At 68.8% G+C, this 15,435-nt stretch carries 12 protein-coding genes; 4 read left to right on the top strand and 8 right to left on the bottom strand.

Annotated elements, in window-relative coordinates; translation table 11 throughout:
• Positions 1 to 84: 84 nt before the first annotated feature.
• The gene (locus J2Y49_RS11695; protein WP_310115017.1) at positions 85 to 951 is read left to right on the top strand and encodes a GNAT family N-acetyltransferase; all 867 of its coding nucleotides are present in this window, start codon (positions 85 to 87) and stop codon (positions 949 to 951) included.
• Between the two features lie 133 nt (positions 952 to 1,084).
• Here the strand turns inward: J2Y49_RS11695 and J2Y49_RS11690 are convergent, their stop codons facing one another.
• The 4 genes from J2Y49_RS11690 to J2Y49_RS11675 all read right to left on the bottom strand — a co-directional run bounded on the left by J2Y49_RS11690 (position 1,085) and on the right by J2Y49_RS11675 (position 4,263).
• Positions 1,085 to 1,978 (bottom strand): LysR substrate-binding domain-containing protein, encoded by an 894-nt coding sequence (locus tag J2Y49_RS11690; RefSeq protein WP_310115016.1) that lies wholly within the window; start codon positions 1,976 to 1,978, stop codon positions 1,085 to 1,087.
• Positions 1,979 to 2,004: 26 nt separating this feature from the next.
• Positions 2,005 to 3,042 (bottom strand): sodium-dependent bicarbonate transport family permease, encoded by a 1,038-nt coding sequence (locus J2Y49_RS11685; protein ID WP_310115015.1) that lies wholly within the window; start codon positions 3,040 to 3,042, stop codon positions 2,005 to 2,007.
• A 148-nt stretch (positions 3,043 to 3,190) separates the two neighbouring features.
• Positions 3,191 to 3,463 (bottom strand): GNAT family N-acetyltransferase, encoded by a 273-nt coding sequence (locus tag J2Y49_RS11680; protein ID WP_310115014.1) that lies wholly within the window; start codon positions 3,461 to 3,463, stop codon positions 3,191 to 3,193.
• A gap of 92 nt (positions 3,464 to 3,555) precedes the next feature.
• Positions 3,556 to 4,263 carry an RluA family pseudouridine synthase gene (locus J2Y49_RS11675; protein WP_310115013.1) on the bottom strand — a complete coding sequence of 236 codons (708 nt, stop codon included), beginning with the start codon at positions 4,261 to 4,263 and terminating at the stop codon, positions 3,556 to 3,558.
• Positions 4,264 to 4,677: 414 nt separating this feature from the next.
• Between J2Y49_RS11675 and galU the strand changes: the two genes are divergently transcribed.
• The 3 genes from galU to pgmG all read left to right on the top strand — a co-directional run bounded on the left by galU (position 4,678) and on the right by pgmG (position 8,506).
• Complete coding sequence (gene galU / locus J2Y49_RS11670) at positions 4,678 to 5,547, top strand: UTP--glucose-1-phosphate uridylyltransferase GalU (RefSeq protein ID WP_111070069.1); 870 nt, start codon at positions 4,678 to 4,680, stop codon at positions 5,545 to 5,547.
• Positions 5,548 to 5,734: 187 nt separating this feature from the next.
• Positions 5,735 to 7,066 (top strand): UDP-glucose/GDP-mannose dehydrogenase family protein, encoded by a 1,332-nt coding sequence (locus J2Y49_RS11665; protein ID WP_310115012.1) that lies wholly within the window; start codon positions 5,735 to 5,737, stop codon positions 7,064 to 7,066.
• 39 nt (positions 7,067 to 7,105) lie between these two features.
• Positions 7,106 to 8,506 (top strand): phosphoglucomutase/phosphomannomutase PgmG, encoded by a 1,401-nt coding sequence (gene pgmG / locus J2Y49_RS11660; RefSeq protein ID WP_310115011.1) that lies wholly within the window; start codon positions 7,106 to 7,108, stop codon positions 8,504 to 8,506.
• A 175-nt stretch (positions 8,507 to 8,681) separates the two neighbouring features.
• Here the strand turns inward: pgmG and J2Y49_RS11655 are convergent, their stop codons facing one another.
• Genes J2Y49_RS11655 through J2Y49_RS11640 form a run of 4 tightly spaced genes read right to left on the bottom strand, consistent with a single transcriptional unit; the run spans position 8,682 to position 15,417 of the window.
• Positions 8,682 to 9,809, bottom strand: coding sequence for an ABC transporter permease (locus tag J2Y49_RS11655; protein WP_310115010.1), 1,128 nt, complete (start codon positions 9,807 to 9,809; stop codon positions 8,682 to 8,684).
• 3 nt (positions 9,810 to 9,812) lie between these two features.
• Positions 9,813 to 12,638 (bottom strand): ribosome-associated ATPase/putative transporter RbbA, encoded by a 2,826-nt coding sequence (gene rbbA, locus J2Y49_RS11650; protein ID WP_310115009.1) that lies wholly within the window; start codon positions 12,636 to 12,638, stop codon positions 9,813 to 9,815.
• Positions 12,635 to 13,804 (bottom strand): HlyD family efflux transporter periplasmic adaptor subunit, encoded by a 1,170-nt coding sequence (locus tag J2Y49_RS11645; RefSeq protein WP_310115008.1) that lies wholly within the window; start codon positions 13,802 to 13,804, stop codon positions 12,635 to 12,637. Before J2Y49_RS11645 ends, rbbA begins: the two co-directional genes overlap by 4 nt.
• Positions 13,801 to 15,417: an MBL fold metallo-hydrolase gene (locus J2Y49_RS11640; RefSeq protein WP_310115007.1), complete on the bottom strand. Its 1,617-nt coding sequence runs from the start codon at positions 15,415 to 15,417 to the stop codon at positions 13,801 to 13,803. The genes J2Y49_RS11645 and J2Y49_RS11640 overlap by 4 nt, the downstream gene beginning before the upstream one ends.
• Positions 15,418 to 15,435: the final 18 nt, after the last annotated feature.

The following is a 15,435-nucleotide window of genomic DNA, read 5'->3' as shown; positions in this document are numbered from 1 at the left end:
CCTGCTGGGGAGAGGGGACCCTTTCCGTGCTGCGCGTTGACGGTTACGCTCCATCCCGTGGGGACCCGTTCGAAGAGGGCCGAGATGCTGGGAAACGAAGAGCAGGGGACGGACGGCTACCGGATCCGCGTGATGAGCCGGGCCGAACTGGATCTGGCCGTCGACTGGGCGCGGGCGGAGGGCTGGAACCCCGGTCTGCAGGATGCCGGTGCCTTCCATGCCGTCGATCCGGCCGGCTTCCTGGTCGGACTGCTCGACGGCCGGCCGGTGGCCTCGCTGTCCGTCGTGCGGTATCCGGCCAACTTCGGCTTCCTCGGTTTTTACATCGTGCGGCCGGAGGCGCGCGGGCGGGGCTATGGTTGGCGGCTGTGGCAGGCGGGGCTGCGCCATCTGGAGGGCTGCACCGTCGGCCTGGACGGTGTGGTCGCCCAGCAGGAGAACTACCGCAAATCCGGCTTCGCGCTGTCCCACCGCAACATCCGCTTCGGCGGCACGGTGCCGGACGGTGGGGCGGGCGAGACCGCGCTGGTGGACGCCCGGACGGTGCCCTTCGACCGGCTGACGGCGCTGGGCGCGGAACTTTTCCCGGCGCCGCGCCCCGGCTTCCTTGCCAACTGGATCGCCCTGCCCGGGGCCACGGCGCTGGCGGCGGTGAAGGATGGCGACCTGACCGGCTTCGGGGTGATCCGGCCCTGCTACAGCGGCTGCAAGATCGGCCCGCTCTATGCCGCCGATGCCGGGGTCGCGCGGGACTTGGTGCTGGCACTGGGACGGGCGGGCGGCGCCGGGTCGGTGTTCCTCGACGTGCCGGAACCGAACGGGGCGGGCTTGCGGATGGCGGAGGCCTTGGGGCTGTCGCCGCAGTTCGAGACGGCGCGGATGTATCTGGGGCCGGCGCCGGTGACCGATCTGACGCGGGTATTCGGGATCACGAGCTTCGAGTTGGGGTGATTTCCTCTCGGCCAACTCTCGGCCGTCATTCCCGCAGAGGGGCGAATCCGGTCATTTCATACCATCGAGCGTAAAGCCTGACACATCAGGCTTTACTTTCCAGGGCGGGGCCGCCGACCCGTAGAAGACCGCCTCACCCCGCCGCCGTCTTCTCCAGCGAGCGGATGATGTGTTCGGCCAGCAACTCCACCGCCTTGGGCAGGGGGCCGGGCTGGCGGTAGAGGGCGGTTTCGATGTCGGGCAGGTCGGGCAGGTCGTGTTCGGCGTTCACGATGTGGAAGCCGGGGGCCAGCATGTCCTTGGGCAGGATGGTGACGCCAAGCCCGGCCGTCACCGCCGCCTTGATGCCGGCGAGGCTGGGGCTGGTGTAGGCCATGCGCCAGGGGCGGCCGCGGGCGTCGAGCGCGTCGATGGCGCGCTTGCGGTGGATGTCCGGCGGCGGGGCGAGGACCAGCGGGACCGGGGCGCCCGCATCGAGGATCAGGCGGTCGGACGCCACCCAGAACAGCGGCTCTCGCCACACCTTCACGCCGCCGGCCGGCCCCTGCGGTTCGCGCTTGCACAGCACGAGGTCGTATTCGCCGCGGGAAAAGCGGTCGAGCAGGTTGACGGTGAAGTCGCACTGCACCTCCAGCGCCACCTGGGGATGGGCGCGGGAGAAGCGCCACAGCACGTCGGGCAGATGGGCGGTGGCGAAATCCTCCGGCGTGCCGAGGCGCACCACGCCGCCCACCTCCGGTTCCATCAGCAGGGCGCAGGCCTCGCCCGCCATGTCCAGCAGGCGGCGAGCATAGGTCAGCAGCACCTCGCCGTCGGGGGTCAGGTCCAGGCCGCGGCCCTCGCGCAGGAACAGGCGCTTGCCCAAGCCATCCTCCAGCCGCTTGATCTGCAGGCTGATGGTGGACTGGGTGCGGCCCAGCCGCTCCGCCGCCCGGGTGAAGCCGCCGCTGTCCACGATGGTCACGAAGGTGCGCAACAGGTCGAGGTCGAAGGGCGGCAGCGGAGCGGGCATGGCGGTCGCCGTCATGGTGGTGTTGGTTCCGGCGCGGCCGGTCAGCTCAGCACCGCCCGGCTCACTGCGAGGTAGAGTGGAATACCGACGAGGATGTTGAAAGGAAATGTGATGCCCAGCGACAGCGGAAGCGACAGCCCCGGCTCCGCAGTCGGCAGGGCGTGGCGCAACGCGGCCGGCACCGCGATGTAGGAGGCGCTGGCGCACAGCGTCACCAGCAGGGCGGCGTCGCCGAGGCCGAGCCCCAGGGCCGAGGCGGCGGCAAGCCCGATGACCGCGCCGATCAGCGGCATGACGATGCCGAAGGCGATCAGCCGCGGGCTGAGCGATGCCGCTTCCCGCAACCGTGAGGTGGCGAGATAGCCCATCTCCAGCAGGAACAGGCACAGCACGCCGTCCCAGGGGGCGATGAACAGGCCGTGCAGGCTCTGCAGGCCGGGCTTGCCGATGACGAGGCCGACCAGCAGCGACCCCGCCAGCAGCAGGACGGAGCCGTTGAAGGCAGCCTCGCGGATCGCGTCCTTGATTGAGCCGCCCCTTGCCGGCTCGCCGCCGCCGGACCCGACGAGCGGGACCGACCCAAGCGGAACCGTCATGGTGCCGCCGTTTCCGCCCGCCGCGACGCCCGACACCATGCCGGTGGCGCCCGCCAGCAGCAGGCCGCTGACGATGGCCGGGCCTTCCATGATCGCCAACGCCGCGACCATGTGGCCGCCGAAGGTGACGCCCTGGCTTTCCAGCAGCTTGGTGGCGGTGACGAAGGTGACGAGGCTGACCGATCCGTAATGGGCGGCGATGGCGGCCGAATTGACCTGATCCAGCCCGACCACCGAGCGCAGCAGGCCGAAGCCCAGGATCGGCATCAGCAGGCTGAGCAGGCCGGCCGTCAGCAGCAGCGGCATCACGGAGCCCACATCGGCACCGGCCAGCGCGACGCCGCCCTTCAGGCCGATGGCGACCAGCAGATAGGCGGCAAGCGCCTTGCCGAAGCCCTCCGGGAATGGAATGCGCGCCCCGGTCAGCGCAATGGCGGCACCAAGGCCGAAGAACAGGATCGGTGCGGACAGCAGCGCGTCCATAATGGATCATCCCTCGTCAAAATCGTCAGCACGGGTCATGCCGCACTGCGGCAACCCCATTGGCCGGACGCTAACGAGGGATGCGCCTCATGGGAAATTGATAGTTTTTGGCTCTTCCATTGATTTTCTCAATGGGCGGCGGAGAGCCTCACGCCAGAAGGTCGTCCCGCCGGTTGCGGTGCATCCACATGGCGGCGTAGCTGCACAGGGGGACGATCTTCAGTCCTTCGGCGCGGGCGGCCTCCATCACGCCTTCCATCAGGCGGCCGGCGGCGCCGGTGCCGCGCAGCGAAGGCGGGGCCTCCACATAGGAAATCACCAGGGTCCGGCCGTTGCGGCGGTAGTCGGCGTAGACCGTCTGGTTGCCGACCGCCAGTTCGAACCGGCTCATGGCGTGGTTGTCGGTGACCGCCTGTCCCATCCTGATCGCTCCGTCGGTTGTGGGGGCCTTTTCCTTGTAACAGCGGGATGCGGCGGATAAGGCGGCAGTCCCCCTTTTGCGCGGGAGCGCCTTTACTCTCCCTGCCAGCCGCAGGCGGACAGCGCGACCTGCATATGCAGCGGTGCCGGGGCGACGGCATCGACCGCCGCATATTCGAAAGCCATGCGGAAGGCGACGGAGCGGGCCAGCAGATGCAGGGTGCCGGGGGGCAGGCGTTCGGGACCGTAGAAGGGCTCCCCCGTCAGCGGGCAGCCGATGGCGGCGCAATGGATGCGGATCTGGTGGGTTCGGCCGGTGCGCGGGCGAAGCTCCAGCCAGGAACGGCCATCGGCGCTGGTGCCCAGGACGCGGTACTCGGTGACCGCCGGCTGCCCGGCCGGATCGGGCAGTATGGTCCAGGACGAGCGGCCAGCCCCCGAGGCGGATTTGGGTTCGATCCGCTTCAGCAGCGGCAGGTCGATCACGCCGGATTCCGCGGCCGGGATGCCGTCGGCGACCGCCCAATAGGTCTTCTCCACATGGCCGGCGGCGAACATCTGGCCGAAGCGCTTCAGCGCCCAGGGCGTGCGGCCCAGGATCAGGCAGCCGGCGGTGTCGCGGTCCAGCCGGTGGGCGAGCTTCGGCGGCTCCCCGTCCGGTTCGCCGAGGAAGGGCAGGTAAAGCTCCAGATGGTCGGTGATCTGTCCGGCCTTGTGGACGGCCAGACCGGCCGGCTTGTCGATGACGAAGCAAAGCTCGTCCTGATGGAGCACGCGGGCGCGCAGCGAGTCGGGGGTCATGGCCCGCAACATGGCCGCCGCCGTGCCTCTCGCGCAAGGGCCGTGAACCGCATGTCATACGGAAAGCGGGCCGGTTCAGCGATCACGGCGCGATGGAGCAGTGAGGGCAGCGGCACGGTGTCGCGCCTTTGATTTTTCGTTCTTTTACAAGCGTTACTGCCTATGAGAAAGGTCCGGTGCGGCTTCGGACCTTGCGGATAAAGATCGGCCGGAATGAGGACATTCGGCCGGTTTTCATTTGATTTCGGCCGCCCGGACTAGCCTTTTGCCCGGTCTCGGAAGGTTTGTTGCGCAGTCGCGGAAGGCGTGGCAGAAAGCCCGGGAACACGGTCGTGCTTCCGCCGGCTCCGCTTGCGGTCGGGCAATGCCGTGGGACCATGGATTTGACTTCGCCTCAACCACAAGAGACGTCCAATGCGGAAACCCGTGCGCAAGGTGGTGTTCCCGGTCGCCGGTCTCGGCACGCGCTTCCTGCCGGCCACCAAGGCCATCCCGAAAGAGATGCTGCCCCTGGTCGACCGCCCCCTGCTGCAGCACGCCGTCGAAGAGGCGCGCGCCGCCGGCATCGAGGATTTCGTTTTCGTCACCGGCCGTTCCAAGCGCGCCATCGAAGACCATTTCGACGCCGACACCGAACTGAACCGCACGCTTGAAGAGCGCGGCAAGATGGACGCGCTGGAAGAGGTCCGCCACAGCGAGATCGCTCCCGGCCGCTGCTTCTACACCCGCCAGCAGGTTCCGCTGGGCCTCGGCCACGCCGTCTGGTGCGCCCGCGCCCTGATCGGCAACGACCCGTTCGCCATCGTGCTGCCCGACGACTTCGTCCAGGGCAAGACCCCCTGCCTGAAGCAGATGGTCGAGGCGTACGAGGAGGTCGGCGGCAACATCGTCGCCGTCGTCGACGTGCCGCGCGAACGCACCAGCAGCTACGGCATCCTGGACGTCGAGAAGGACGACGGCCGTCTGGCCACCGTCCGCGGCCTGGTGGAAAAGCCCAAGCCGGCCGAGGCGCCGTCGACCCTGTCGATCATCGGCCGCTACATCCTGCAGCCGGAAATCTTCGACCATCTGGAAAAGCAGCAGCGCGGCGCCGGCAACGAGATCCAGCTGACCGACGCCATGGCCAAGCTGATCGGCAACCAGCCGTTCCACGGGCTGCGCTTCGAAGGCACTCGCTACGACTGCGGCGACAAGGTCGGCTTCATCGAGGCGACGCTTGCCCACGCGCTGAACCGGCCGGACATGGCCGACAAGGTGCGCGAGATGCTGCGTAAATATTGCTGACCGACGGGCAGCATGCATGATGCCGCGCCCGCCCCGTCCCCTGATCCGGACGGCGGCGGGCACGTGCGTTTGCGCTGCCCGACGATAAGGGCCGGCCGCGTCGAACGGCCGGCCACGAGGAACGCCCCGTAAGGGCATCCCAGAGACATACAGGTTTCCTGATTTTCAAGGACTTGAGGGGGACGCGATGCGCATAGCGATGATCGGCACGGGCTATGTCGGCCTGGTCTCCGGCGCCTGCTTTTCGGAGTTCGGCGTGCACGTCACTTGCGTCGACAAGGACGCCGGCAAGATCGAGCGGCTGAAGCGCGGCGAGATTCCGATCTACGAGCCCGGCCTGGACGACCTCGTCGCCCGCAACGTCGCCGCCGGCCGCCTGTCCTTCACCATGGATTTGAAGGAGGCGATGCAGGGCGTCGACGCCGTGTTCATCGCGGTGGGCACCCCGTCGCGCCGCGGCGACGGCCACGCCGACCTGTCCTACGTCTACGGCGCCGCCGAAGAGATCGCCCAGCATCTCGACCACTACACGGTGGTGGTGACGAAATCGACGGTCCCGGTCGGGACGGGCCGCGAGGTGGAGGCGATCATCCGCCGCGTCCGCCCCGACGCCGAGTTCGACATCGCCTCCAACCCGGAATTCCTGCGCGAAGGCTCCGCCATCGGCGACTTCATGCGGCCCGACCGCGTCGTCATCGGCGCCACCTCGGACCGGGCGGGCGATGTGATGCGCCGGCTCTACCGGCCGCTCTACCTGATCGAGACGCCGATCGTGGTGACCTCGCTGGAGACGGCGGAGCTGACCAAATACGCCGCCAACACCTTCCTGGCCGCCAAGATCACCTTCATCAACGAGATCGCCGATCTGTGCGAGAAGGTCGGCGCCAACGTCCATGACGTGGCGCGCGGCATCGGGCTGGACGGCCGCATCGGCAAGAAGTTCCTGCACCCCGGTCCGGGTTACGGCGGCTCCTGCTTCCCGAAGGACACGCTGGCGCTGGTCCGCACCGCCCAGCAGGTGGGCAGCCCGCTGCGCATCATCGAGACGGTCGTCGACATCAACGACAAGCGCAAGAAGCAGATGGCCGAGCGCATCATCGCCGCCTGCGGCGGGTCGGTGGACGGCAAGACCGTCGCGGTGCTGGGCGTCGCCTTCAAGCCGAACACCGACGACATGCGCGACAGCCCGTCGCTGGACATCGTCCCGGCGCTGCAGGCGGCGGGCGCCCATGTGCGCGCCTTCGATCCGGCGGCGATGCACGAGGCCGAGAAGCTGCTGCCCGGCGTGGAATGGGCGAAGAACGCCTACGGCACCTTGGAAGGGGCCGATTGCGTCGCTATTCTCACGGAGTGGAACGAATTCCGCGCGCTCGACCTGCGTCGGGTGAAGTCGATGCTGAAGCGGCCGGTGATGATCGACCTGCGCAACATCTACAACCCCGAGGACATGGCGAAGGCCGGCTTCACCTATACCTCCATCGGCCGGCCGTCGCCGGCGGGTGGAATGGACCGCGGCTGACGGTCCAAAGACGGCGTCCAACAGAGGACTAACGAGACGATGAGCGAAGCCCATACCTTCCACCCCACGGTGCTGCGCGAGTACGACATCCGCGGCATCGTCGGCAAGACGCTGACCCCCGCCGACGCCCGCGCGGTCGGCCGCTCCTTCGGCACCGTGGTGGTGCGCAAGGGCGGCAAGACGGTCTGCGTCGGCTATGACGGCCGTCTGTCCTCGCCGGAACTGGAGGAGGCGCTGGTCGAAGGGCTGGTTTCCACCGGCCTGCACGTCCTGCGCATCGGGCTCGGCCCCACGCCGATGCTGTATTTCGCCACCCGCGACCGCGAGGCGGCGGCCGGCATCATGATCACCGGCTCGCACAACCCGCCGGACTACAACGGCATCAAGATGATGCTGGGCAAGGGTCCGGTCTATGGCCAGCAGATCCTGGAACTCGGCACCATGGCGGCCAAGGCCGACTGGGAGCAGGGCCAGGGCTCGTCGGAGAAGATCGACGTCCAGGACGAGTATGTCACGCGCCTGCTGAAGGATTATGACGGCACGCGCGACCTGAAGATCGCCTGGGACGCCGGCAACGGCGCGTCGGGCGAGATCCTGCGCCGCCTGACCGCCAAGCTGCCGGGCAAGCATGTCCTGCTGTTCGACGACATCGACGGCAACTTCCCCAACCACCATCCGGACCCGACGGTCGAGGCCAACCTCGTCGACCTGAAGAAGGCGGTGGCGGAGCATGGCTGCGACATCGGCATCGGCTTCGACGGCGACGGCGACCGCATCGGCGCCATCGACCACAAGGGTCGCGTGGTGTGGGGCGACCAGCTGGTCGCGCTCTATGCCGCCGACGTGCTGAAGAGCCATCCGGGCGCCACCATCATCGCCGACGTCAAGGCCAGCCAGGCCCTGTTCGACGAGATCGCCAAGCATGGCGGCAACCCGCTGATGTGGAAGACCGGCCACTCGCTGCTGAAGGCCAAGATGGCGGAGACCGGTTCGCCGCTGGCCGGCGAGATGTCGGGCCACATCTTCTTCGCCGACAAGTGGTACGGCTTCGACGACGCGCTGTATTGCGGCGTCCGCCTCGCCGGGCTGGTCAGCAAGCTGAACACCACGCTGGCGGACCTGCGCGACGGCCTGCCGGACATGGTCAACACGCCGGAGACCCGCTTCCAGATCGACGAGGAACGCAAGTTCGCCGTGGTCGAGGAGGTGAAGGGCCGCGTCAAGGCGTCGGGCGCCAAGGTCAACGACATCGACGGCGTCCGCGTGACGACCGACGACGGCTGGTGGCTGCTGCGCGCGTCGAACACCCAGGACGTGCTGGTGGCGCGGGCCGAGTCCTACAGCCAGGAAGGGCTGGAGCGGCTGAAGGGCGCGCTGATCGAGCAGCTGGTCGCCTCGGGGCTGAGCGCGCCGTCCTTCGAGGGCGGCGGGTCGCACTGAGGTTCGTTATGGGGGTGGGGGTGTTCGGGCTTCGGCTGACGATGCCCCCACCCTGACCCTCCCCCGCTGGGCGGGGGAGGGGACAAGTGCTGATGCGGGAGCGTGTCCCTCTGCAATGTGGCGGCAGTCCCTCCCCCGCCCAGCGGGGGAGGTTAGGTGGGGGTCTTACGCTCCCTCACCGGAAACTCGCCAAATGCCGCCTGAACCGCGCCAAGCTCCAGGCGAAGAACAGCGCACCGATGCCCGCCGTCGCCGCGAAGCGCGGCCACACCACGTCGAACCCCGCCCCGCGGAACAGGATCGCCTGGGCGAAGGCCACGAAATGGGTCGAGGGTGACAGCTGCATCGCCATCTGCAGCCATTCCGGCTCGCTTTCCAGCGGGGTGAAGCCGCCGGACAGCATGTCCATCGGCAGCACGATCAGGATGAACAGCAAGCCCAGCTGCGGCATCGAGCGCGCCACGGTGCCGAGGAAGATGCCGAGCGCCGTCGCGAAGAACAGGTAGAGCGCCGTCCCGGCCAGAAACAGCGGGACCGAGCCGGCCAGCGGCACCGACAGCAGGCCGCGCAGCACCACATAGAGCGCCACCAGCGTCAGGCCCAGGATCACCGCACCATTCGCCAGCACCTTGGCGGTCATGATTTCTGCGGGCCGGACCGGCATCACCAGCAGATGTTCCAGCGTGCCGTGCTCGCGCTCGCGAATCAGGGCGGCGCCGGCCAGCAGCACCGCCAGCATGGTGACGTTGCTGACCACCGCCATGGTGCCGGTGAACCATTTGGTGTCCAGCGCCTCGTTGTAGGCGACGCGGAGCTGGAGAGACACCGGCGCGGCGCCCCCATCGGCTTCACGGCGGACGAAGCGGCCGACCTCGTCGTCGACGATGCCCTGGATGGTCCCGGCGCCGATGCCGGCCTGCATCATCGCGGTGGCGTCGATCAGCAGCTGGATCGTCGGGCTGCGGCCGGCCAGCACGTCGGCCTGGAAATCCGGCGGGATGTCGAGCACGAAGGTGTAGCGGGCGGAATCCATCGCCGGATCGACCTCGGCATGGCCGATCATCACCGGTGTCTGGAACTCCGGTTGGCGAAAGCTGGAGACCAGCCGCTGCGACAGGGTGGAGCGGTCCTCGTCCACGATGGCGATGGCGGCGTTGCGCAGGTCATGCGAAATGCCGGTCGCCTCGCTGTAGACGGAGAAGGTGAAGGAATAGACGACGAAGCCCAGCATGAAGACGTCGCGCAGAAGGCTGATCCACTCCTTGCGCGCCAATGTCAGGCTGTTGCGGAGGAAGCGCATCATGGTTCAGCGCTCCTGTTTCGGCAGGAAGGCGACGCCCAGCGCCAGGAACACGGGCACGAAGGCGGCGGTCGCCAGGATGAAGGGGAGAAGCTCCGGGAAGGCCAGACCCTTGGTGAAGGCGCCGACGGAGATTTTGAGGAAATGGGTGGTGGGGAACAGCGTGCCGAACAGCCACGCGCCGCCTTCCAGCGTCGCGACCGGTTGCAGCATGCCGGAGAATTGCGTCGCCGGCAGCATGGTGACGATGGCTGTGCCGAACACCGCCGCCGTCTGGGTCGCGGTGAAGACGGAGATCAGCAGCCCCAGCGCCGTGGTCGCCACCACATAGACCAGCCCGCCGAGCAGAAGCCCGAACAGGCTGCCCTTCACCGGCACGCCGAACAGGGTGACCGCCATCGCCACCATCAGCAGCAGGTTGAAGGCGGCGAGCCCGATGTAGGGCAACTGCTTGCCCAGCAGGAATTCCAGCCGCGTCACCGGGGTGACGTAGAGGTTGGTGATGGAGCCGAGTTCCTTTTCGCGCACCACGCCGAGGGCGGCGAGGATGGCGGGGATGAAGACCAGCAGCAGGCCGATGGTGCTGGGCACCATGGCGTCGAGGCTGCGGAAGGCCTGGTTGTACCGGTAACGCATCTCAAGATTGGCCGCGGGGGCGGGCAGGGTGACGCCGGCCGCGATGGCGGCATCCTCGATGAACCGCTGGTGCAGGCCGACGACATAGCCCTGGATGGTTTCCGCCCGGAAGGGCATGGCGCCGTCGATGCGCACCGCGACCTCCGGGATGCGGCCACGGCGGAGGTCGCGGCCGAAGCCTTCGGGGATCTCGATGGTCAGCGACGCCTCGCCCCGTTGCAGGCGGAGCGCAAGGTCGCGGGCGTCGATGGCCGGCGGGGTGGCGCGGAAACTGCGCGAGCCGTCGAACTGCTCGATGTAGGCGCGGCTTTCGGGGGAGCGGTCGTGGTCGAGGACGGCGAAGGTCAGATTCTCGACGTCCATGGTGATGCCGAAGCCGAAGACCAGCATGAGCAGCACGGTGCCGAGCAGGGCGACGGTCAGGCGGACGGGGTCGCGGCGGAGTTCAAGGGTTTCGCGCCATGCGTAGGCGAGCAGGCGGCGGCGGGAGAGGGGGGAGCCTCCCTCTCCCGCCCCGGGAGAGGGAAGGGGCCCATGCGGAGCATGGGAAGGGTGAGGGGAAGTGCAAGGAACCATGCGGTTCCGGATTCTTGCCTCACCCCTCACCCTCCCCACTTCGTGGGGCCCCTCCCTCTCCCGGGGCGGGAGAGGGCTGTTCTCTTCGGTTTGCTCCCCCTCCGCCTTCCCCATAAATCCGATGAAGGCGTCGTCCAGGCTGTCGGCCTGCTGCTGGCGGCGCAGCTCGTCGGGCGGGCCGGCGGCGATGACGCGGCCGGCGTTCATGAAGGCAACCCGGTCGCAGCGCGCCGCCTCGTTCATGAAGTGGGTGGAGACGAAGATCGTCACTCCCTGGTCGCGCGACAGCGCGATCAGGTCGCGCCAGAACTGGTCGCGCGCCACCGGATCGACGCCGGAGGTCGGCTCGTCGAGGATCAGCAGCTCCGGCCCGTGCAGGATGGCGACGGCCAGCGACAGCCGTTGCCGCACGCCGAGCGGCAGGCGGTCGGCCACCGCGTCGATGTAGGGGGACAGGCCGAAGCGCTCCACCAGCGCCGCCAACCGGGTTTCGGCATCCGCGAGGTCGAACAGGCGGGCGTGCAGGTCCAGGTTCTGGCGCACCGTCAACTCGCCATAGAGCGAGAAGGCCTGCGCCATGTAGCCGACGCGGCGGCGGCTTTCCAAATCGCCGGCGTCCACCGGTTTGCCGAACAGCCGCGCCTCGCCGGCCGTGGCGGGGAGCAGGCCGGTCAGCATCTTCATCGTGGTGGTCTTGCCGCAGCCGTTGGATCCCAGGAAGCCGAAGATTTCGCCGCGGCCGATGCGGAAGCTGATGTCCGCCACCGCAGTGAAATCGCCGAAGCGGCGGGTCAGGCCGATCGCCTCGATGGCCGGTTCGGCGCCGATGGGCTCCGGCGGGCGGGGAGGGACGATCAGGCGTTGATGGCCGCGCCGGGTATCCTCCGGCAGCAGGGCGACGAAGGCCTCCTCCAGATCGGCGGCGCCGGTCTGCGCCTTGACCGCAGCGGGGGTGTCGTCGGCCAGCAGGCGGCCGGCGTTCATCATCACGACCCGGTCGAACCGCTCCGCCTCGTCCATGTAGGAGGTGGCGACCAGCACGGTCATGCCGGGGCGGCCGGCGCGGATGCGGTCGATCAGCTCCCAGAACTGGCGGCGGGAGAGGGGATCGACGCCGGTCGTCGGCTCGTCGAGGATCAGCAGGTCGGGGTCGTGCAGCAGGGCACAGCACAGGCCGAGCTTCTGCTTCATGCCGCCCGACAGCTTGCCGGCTGGGCGGTCGGGGAAAGGGGCGAGGCCGGTGGCGTCCAGCAGATCGGCGATGCGGCTCTGGCGCTCCACGGCGTCGAGGCCGAACAGGCGGCCGAAGAACTGCAGGTTTTCGGCGACGCTCAGTTCGGCATAGAGGTTGCGGCCGAGACCCTGCGGCATGTAGGCGATGCGCGGCTGGAGGGCGGCGCGGCCATGGCGGTCGGCGACGTCGGTGCCGAGAACGCGCACGCTGCCCTGCTGGATCTTCTTGGCGGTGGAGATGAGGCCGAGCAGGGTCGATTTTCCGACCCCGTCCGGGCCGATGATCGCGACGCTGACGCCGGCGGGGATGTCGAGGGACGCATCCTCCAGCGCCACCGTCCCGCCATAGCGGTGCCGCACGCCGGACAGCGAGACGGCTGGAGTCATGATCTTTCGCCCGCGGGGATATTCCCTCTCCCCCCCGGGGAGAGGGTTAGGGTGAGGGGGATGCGTGGGGTGGATTGGGGGGCGGAGCGTGCCGTATTCTCGGCGAAGTCACGCAGTGCATCCCCCTCACCCCGACCCTCTCCCCGGGGGGGAGAGGGGGATACGGGTGGGGAAGAGGTCACCTCCCGCGTCAGCTTCGATTCCAGCCAGTCGGGCCAAGCCGCGTTGTCGTCCAGCTTCACATAGGCCATGCCGGTCAGGCCGGTCTTCACCCGCTCGATGTAGCGGGTGACCAGCGCTTCCGGCACGCGGGCCTTGACGCGGAACATCATGCGGTCGCGTTCGGACTTGGTCTCCACCTGCTTGGGCGTGAACTGGGCGCGCGGCGCGACGAAGGTGACGGAGGCGGGGATCGCGGTGTCGGGAACCGCGTCCAGCAGGATGCGGGCGTCGGCGCCGAGCGCCAGGTTTCCCGCCGTGTCGGTCGGCAGGAAGAAGGTCATGTAGACGTTGGACAGGTCGAGCAGCGTCGCCGCCTTGCCGCCGGCCGCCAGCACCTCGCCGGGTTCGGCTAGGCGGTAGAGCACGCGGGACTTGCGCGGGGCCTTCAGCACGCCGTCGGCGACCAGATCGGTCAGCCGGTCCACGTCGCCAGCGGCGGCGGCGATGGCTTCGTCGGCGCTGGCGAGGTGGCTCTTGGCCGCCTCCAGCGCGGCGTCGGCGGTGCGGCGGCTGTTGCGGGCCTGATCGACGCGCTGTTCGGCGACATGTCCCTTGCCGAACAGGATCAGCGCCCGCTCCATCTCCTTGGCGGCGAAATCGGCCTCGCTGGAGCGCTGGTCGACCAGGGCGACGGCTTCCTCGCGGGCGCGGCGGGTCTGGCGCAGCTGGGCCTCGGCGGAGCGGAGCTGCGCCTCCAGGTCGCGGGTGTCGAGCGTGGCGATGACGGCGCCGGCCTCCACCAGATCGCCCTCCTGCACCGGGATGGTCAGGACGCGGGCGGCGTATTTGGTGGCGACGTCGATCTCGTTCGCCTCGATCCGGCCGTTTCCGGAGGCGAAGCCGGCGGGCAGGCGGTTTCCCTGCATCGCCCGCCAGCCATAGGCGGCGCCGGCGCCGAGGATCGCCAGCAGGGCCAGGGCGATGAGAAGGCGTCTGATGGTCATGGCTGCGCTCCCTTGCCTGCTTTGCCGGTGGTGTCGAGCGCGCCCATCACGCCGGCCAGGATGCGTTCCCGCGCCGCGTCGTCGGGCGCGGCATCCAGCGTGCGACGCAGGCTCAACAACGCCTCGGCATAATGGTTGTGCCAGTCGCGGCCGGCGAGTTCGGCGGGGGCGAGGCGTGGGTGACGGTCTGCCGGTGCCAGCGGACGCGGGGCGGCGAGGTCGACGCGGTCGTCCAGCGCCGGCTGGGCGATGCGGTCCGGCGACCAGCCGGTGTCGATCAGGGCCTGACGGATGGAAGCGCGGGCGGCCTCCTCGCCATGGACCAGGAACAGGCCGTGGCCGACGCCGTGGCGGGCCGTCACCCAATCCAGCAGGGTGGAGCGGTCGGCATGGCCGGAATAGACGTCGATGGAGCGAATCTTCGCCTTCACCGCGATCTCCTCGCCATGGATGCGGACGCGGGGGGTGCCCTCCTGCAGCAGGCGGCCGAGCGTGCCGGGTGCCTGATAGCCGACAAGCAGCACCGTGTCCTGCGGGCGCCACAGGCGGTTCTTCAGATGGTGGCGGATGCGGCCGGCGTCGCACATGCCGCTGGCCGCCATGATGATGGCGCCGCCGGAGATGCTGTTCAGGCGCTGGCTTTCCGGCACGCTGCGGACATGGTGGAAATTGGCGCGGGTGAAGGGATCGCCATCGGTCTCCAGATCGTCGAGATGGCGGCGGAAGACGCCGGTCACCGCGTCGGCCAGCGGCGAGTCGAGGAAGACGTCCACCGCCGGCAGTTGGCCGCCGTCGAACAGGCAGTCGAGGTCGTAGAGCAGTTCCTGCGTGCGCTCCACCGCGAAGACCGGGATCAGCAGGACGCCGCCGGCCGCCAAGGCCGTGGCGACTTCCGACCGCAGCACCGCCTGCCGGCCGGCTTCGTCGAGGTCGGTGCGGTCGCGGTCGCCGTAGGTGGTCTCCAGCACCATCCAGTCCGGCCGCTCCGGTCCTTCGGCATCGGCGTGGAAGCTCTTGCCGCCTGGGCCTAGATCGCCGGAGAACAGGATGCGGGTGGGGTCGCCAGTGCCGTTGCCAAAGCCGTTTGCGGCTTCGATCTCGATGGAGGCGGAGCCCAGGATGTGGCCGGCCTGCCAGAAGCGGGCACGCAGGCCGGGCAGGATCTCGGTCCAGCGGTCGTATTCGACGCGGCGCAGGCGGCGCAGGCTGCGGATGGCGTCGTCCTGGGTGTAGATCGCCTGGACCGGGGGCCGGCCGCGCTGGCGGTTGCGGCGGTTCAGCCGCTCCACCTCGCCTTCCTGGATATAGCCGCTGTCGGGCAGCATGTATTCCAGCAGGTCCACCGTGCCGCCGGTGGCGTGGATGCAGCCGCGGAAGCCGAGACGGGTCAGCTTGGGCAGCAGGCCGGAATGGTCGATGTGGGCATGGGTCAGCAGGACGGCCTTGATCGAGGACGGATCGAAGGGGAAGGGGCGGTAGTTCAGTTCCCGGATCGTCTTGGTGCCCTGGAACATACCGCAATCGATCAGCACGTCGCCGTTCGGCGTGGACAGGCGGAAGCAGGAGCCGGTCACCGTGCCGGCGGCGCCATGGAAGGTCAGCGACAGGGACATTGGTCGGCTCCTTGTTGA

It is taken from the genome of Azospirillum sp. BE72, from assembly GCF_031455875.1.
Lineage (GTDB): Bacteria > Pseudomonadota > Alphaproteobacteria > Azospirillales > Azospirillaceae > Azospirillum.
The sequence above is the reverse complement of the archived record's forward strand: the minus strand, read 5'-3'. Positions and strand labels throughout refer to the sequence as shown.

Coding starts and splice junctions, on each gene's coding strand:
- J2Y49_RS11695 (WP_310115017.1), top strand. CDS start 85: ATGCTGGGAAACGAAGAGCAGGGGACGGACGGCTACCGGATCCGCGTG.
- J2Y49_RS11690 (WP_310115016.1), bottom strand. CDS start 1,978: ATGACGGCGACCGCCATGCCCGCTCCGCTGCCGCCCTTCGACCTCGAC.
- J2Y49_RS11685 (WP_310115015.1), bottom strand. CDS start 3,042: ATGGACGCGCTGCTGTCCGCACCGATCCTGTTCTTCGGCCTTGGTGCC.
- J2Y49_RS11680 (WP_310115014.1), bottom strand. CDS start 3,463: ATGGGACAGGCGGTCACCGACAACCACGCCATGAGCCGGTTCGAACTG.
- J2Y49_RS11675 (WP_310115013.1), bottom strand. CDS start 4,263: ATGACCCCCGACTCGCTGCGCGCCCGCGTGCTCCATCAGGACGAGCTT.
- galU (WP_111070069.1), top strand. CDS start 4,678: ATGCGGAAACCCGTGCGCAAGGTGGTGTTCCCGGTCGCCGGTCTCGGC.
- J2Y49_RS11665 (WP_310115012.1), top strand. CDS start 5,735: ATGCGCATAGCGATGATCGGCACGGGCTATGTCGGCCTGGTCTCCGGC.
- pgmG (WP_310115011.1), top strand. CDS start 7,106: ATGAGCGAAGCCCATACCTTCCACCCCACGGTGCTGCGCGAGTACGAC.
- J2Y49_RS11655 (WP_310115010.1), bottom strand. CDS start 9,809: ATGATGCGCTTCCTCCGCAACAGCCTGACATTGGCGCGCAAGGAGTGG.
- rbbA (WP_310115009.1), bottom strand. CDS start 12,638: ATGACTCCAGCCGTCTCGCTGTCCGGCGTGCGGCACCGCTATGGCGGG.
- J2Y49_RS11645 (WP_310115008.1), bottom strand. CDS start 13,804: ATGACCATCAGACGCCTTCTCATCGCCCTGGCCCTGCTGGCGATCCTC.
- J2Y49_RS11640 (WP_310115007.1), bottom strand. CDS start 15,417: ATGTCCCTGTCGCTGACCTTCCATGGCGCCGCCGGCACGGTGACCGGC.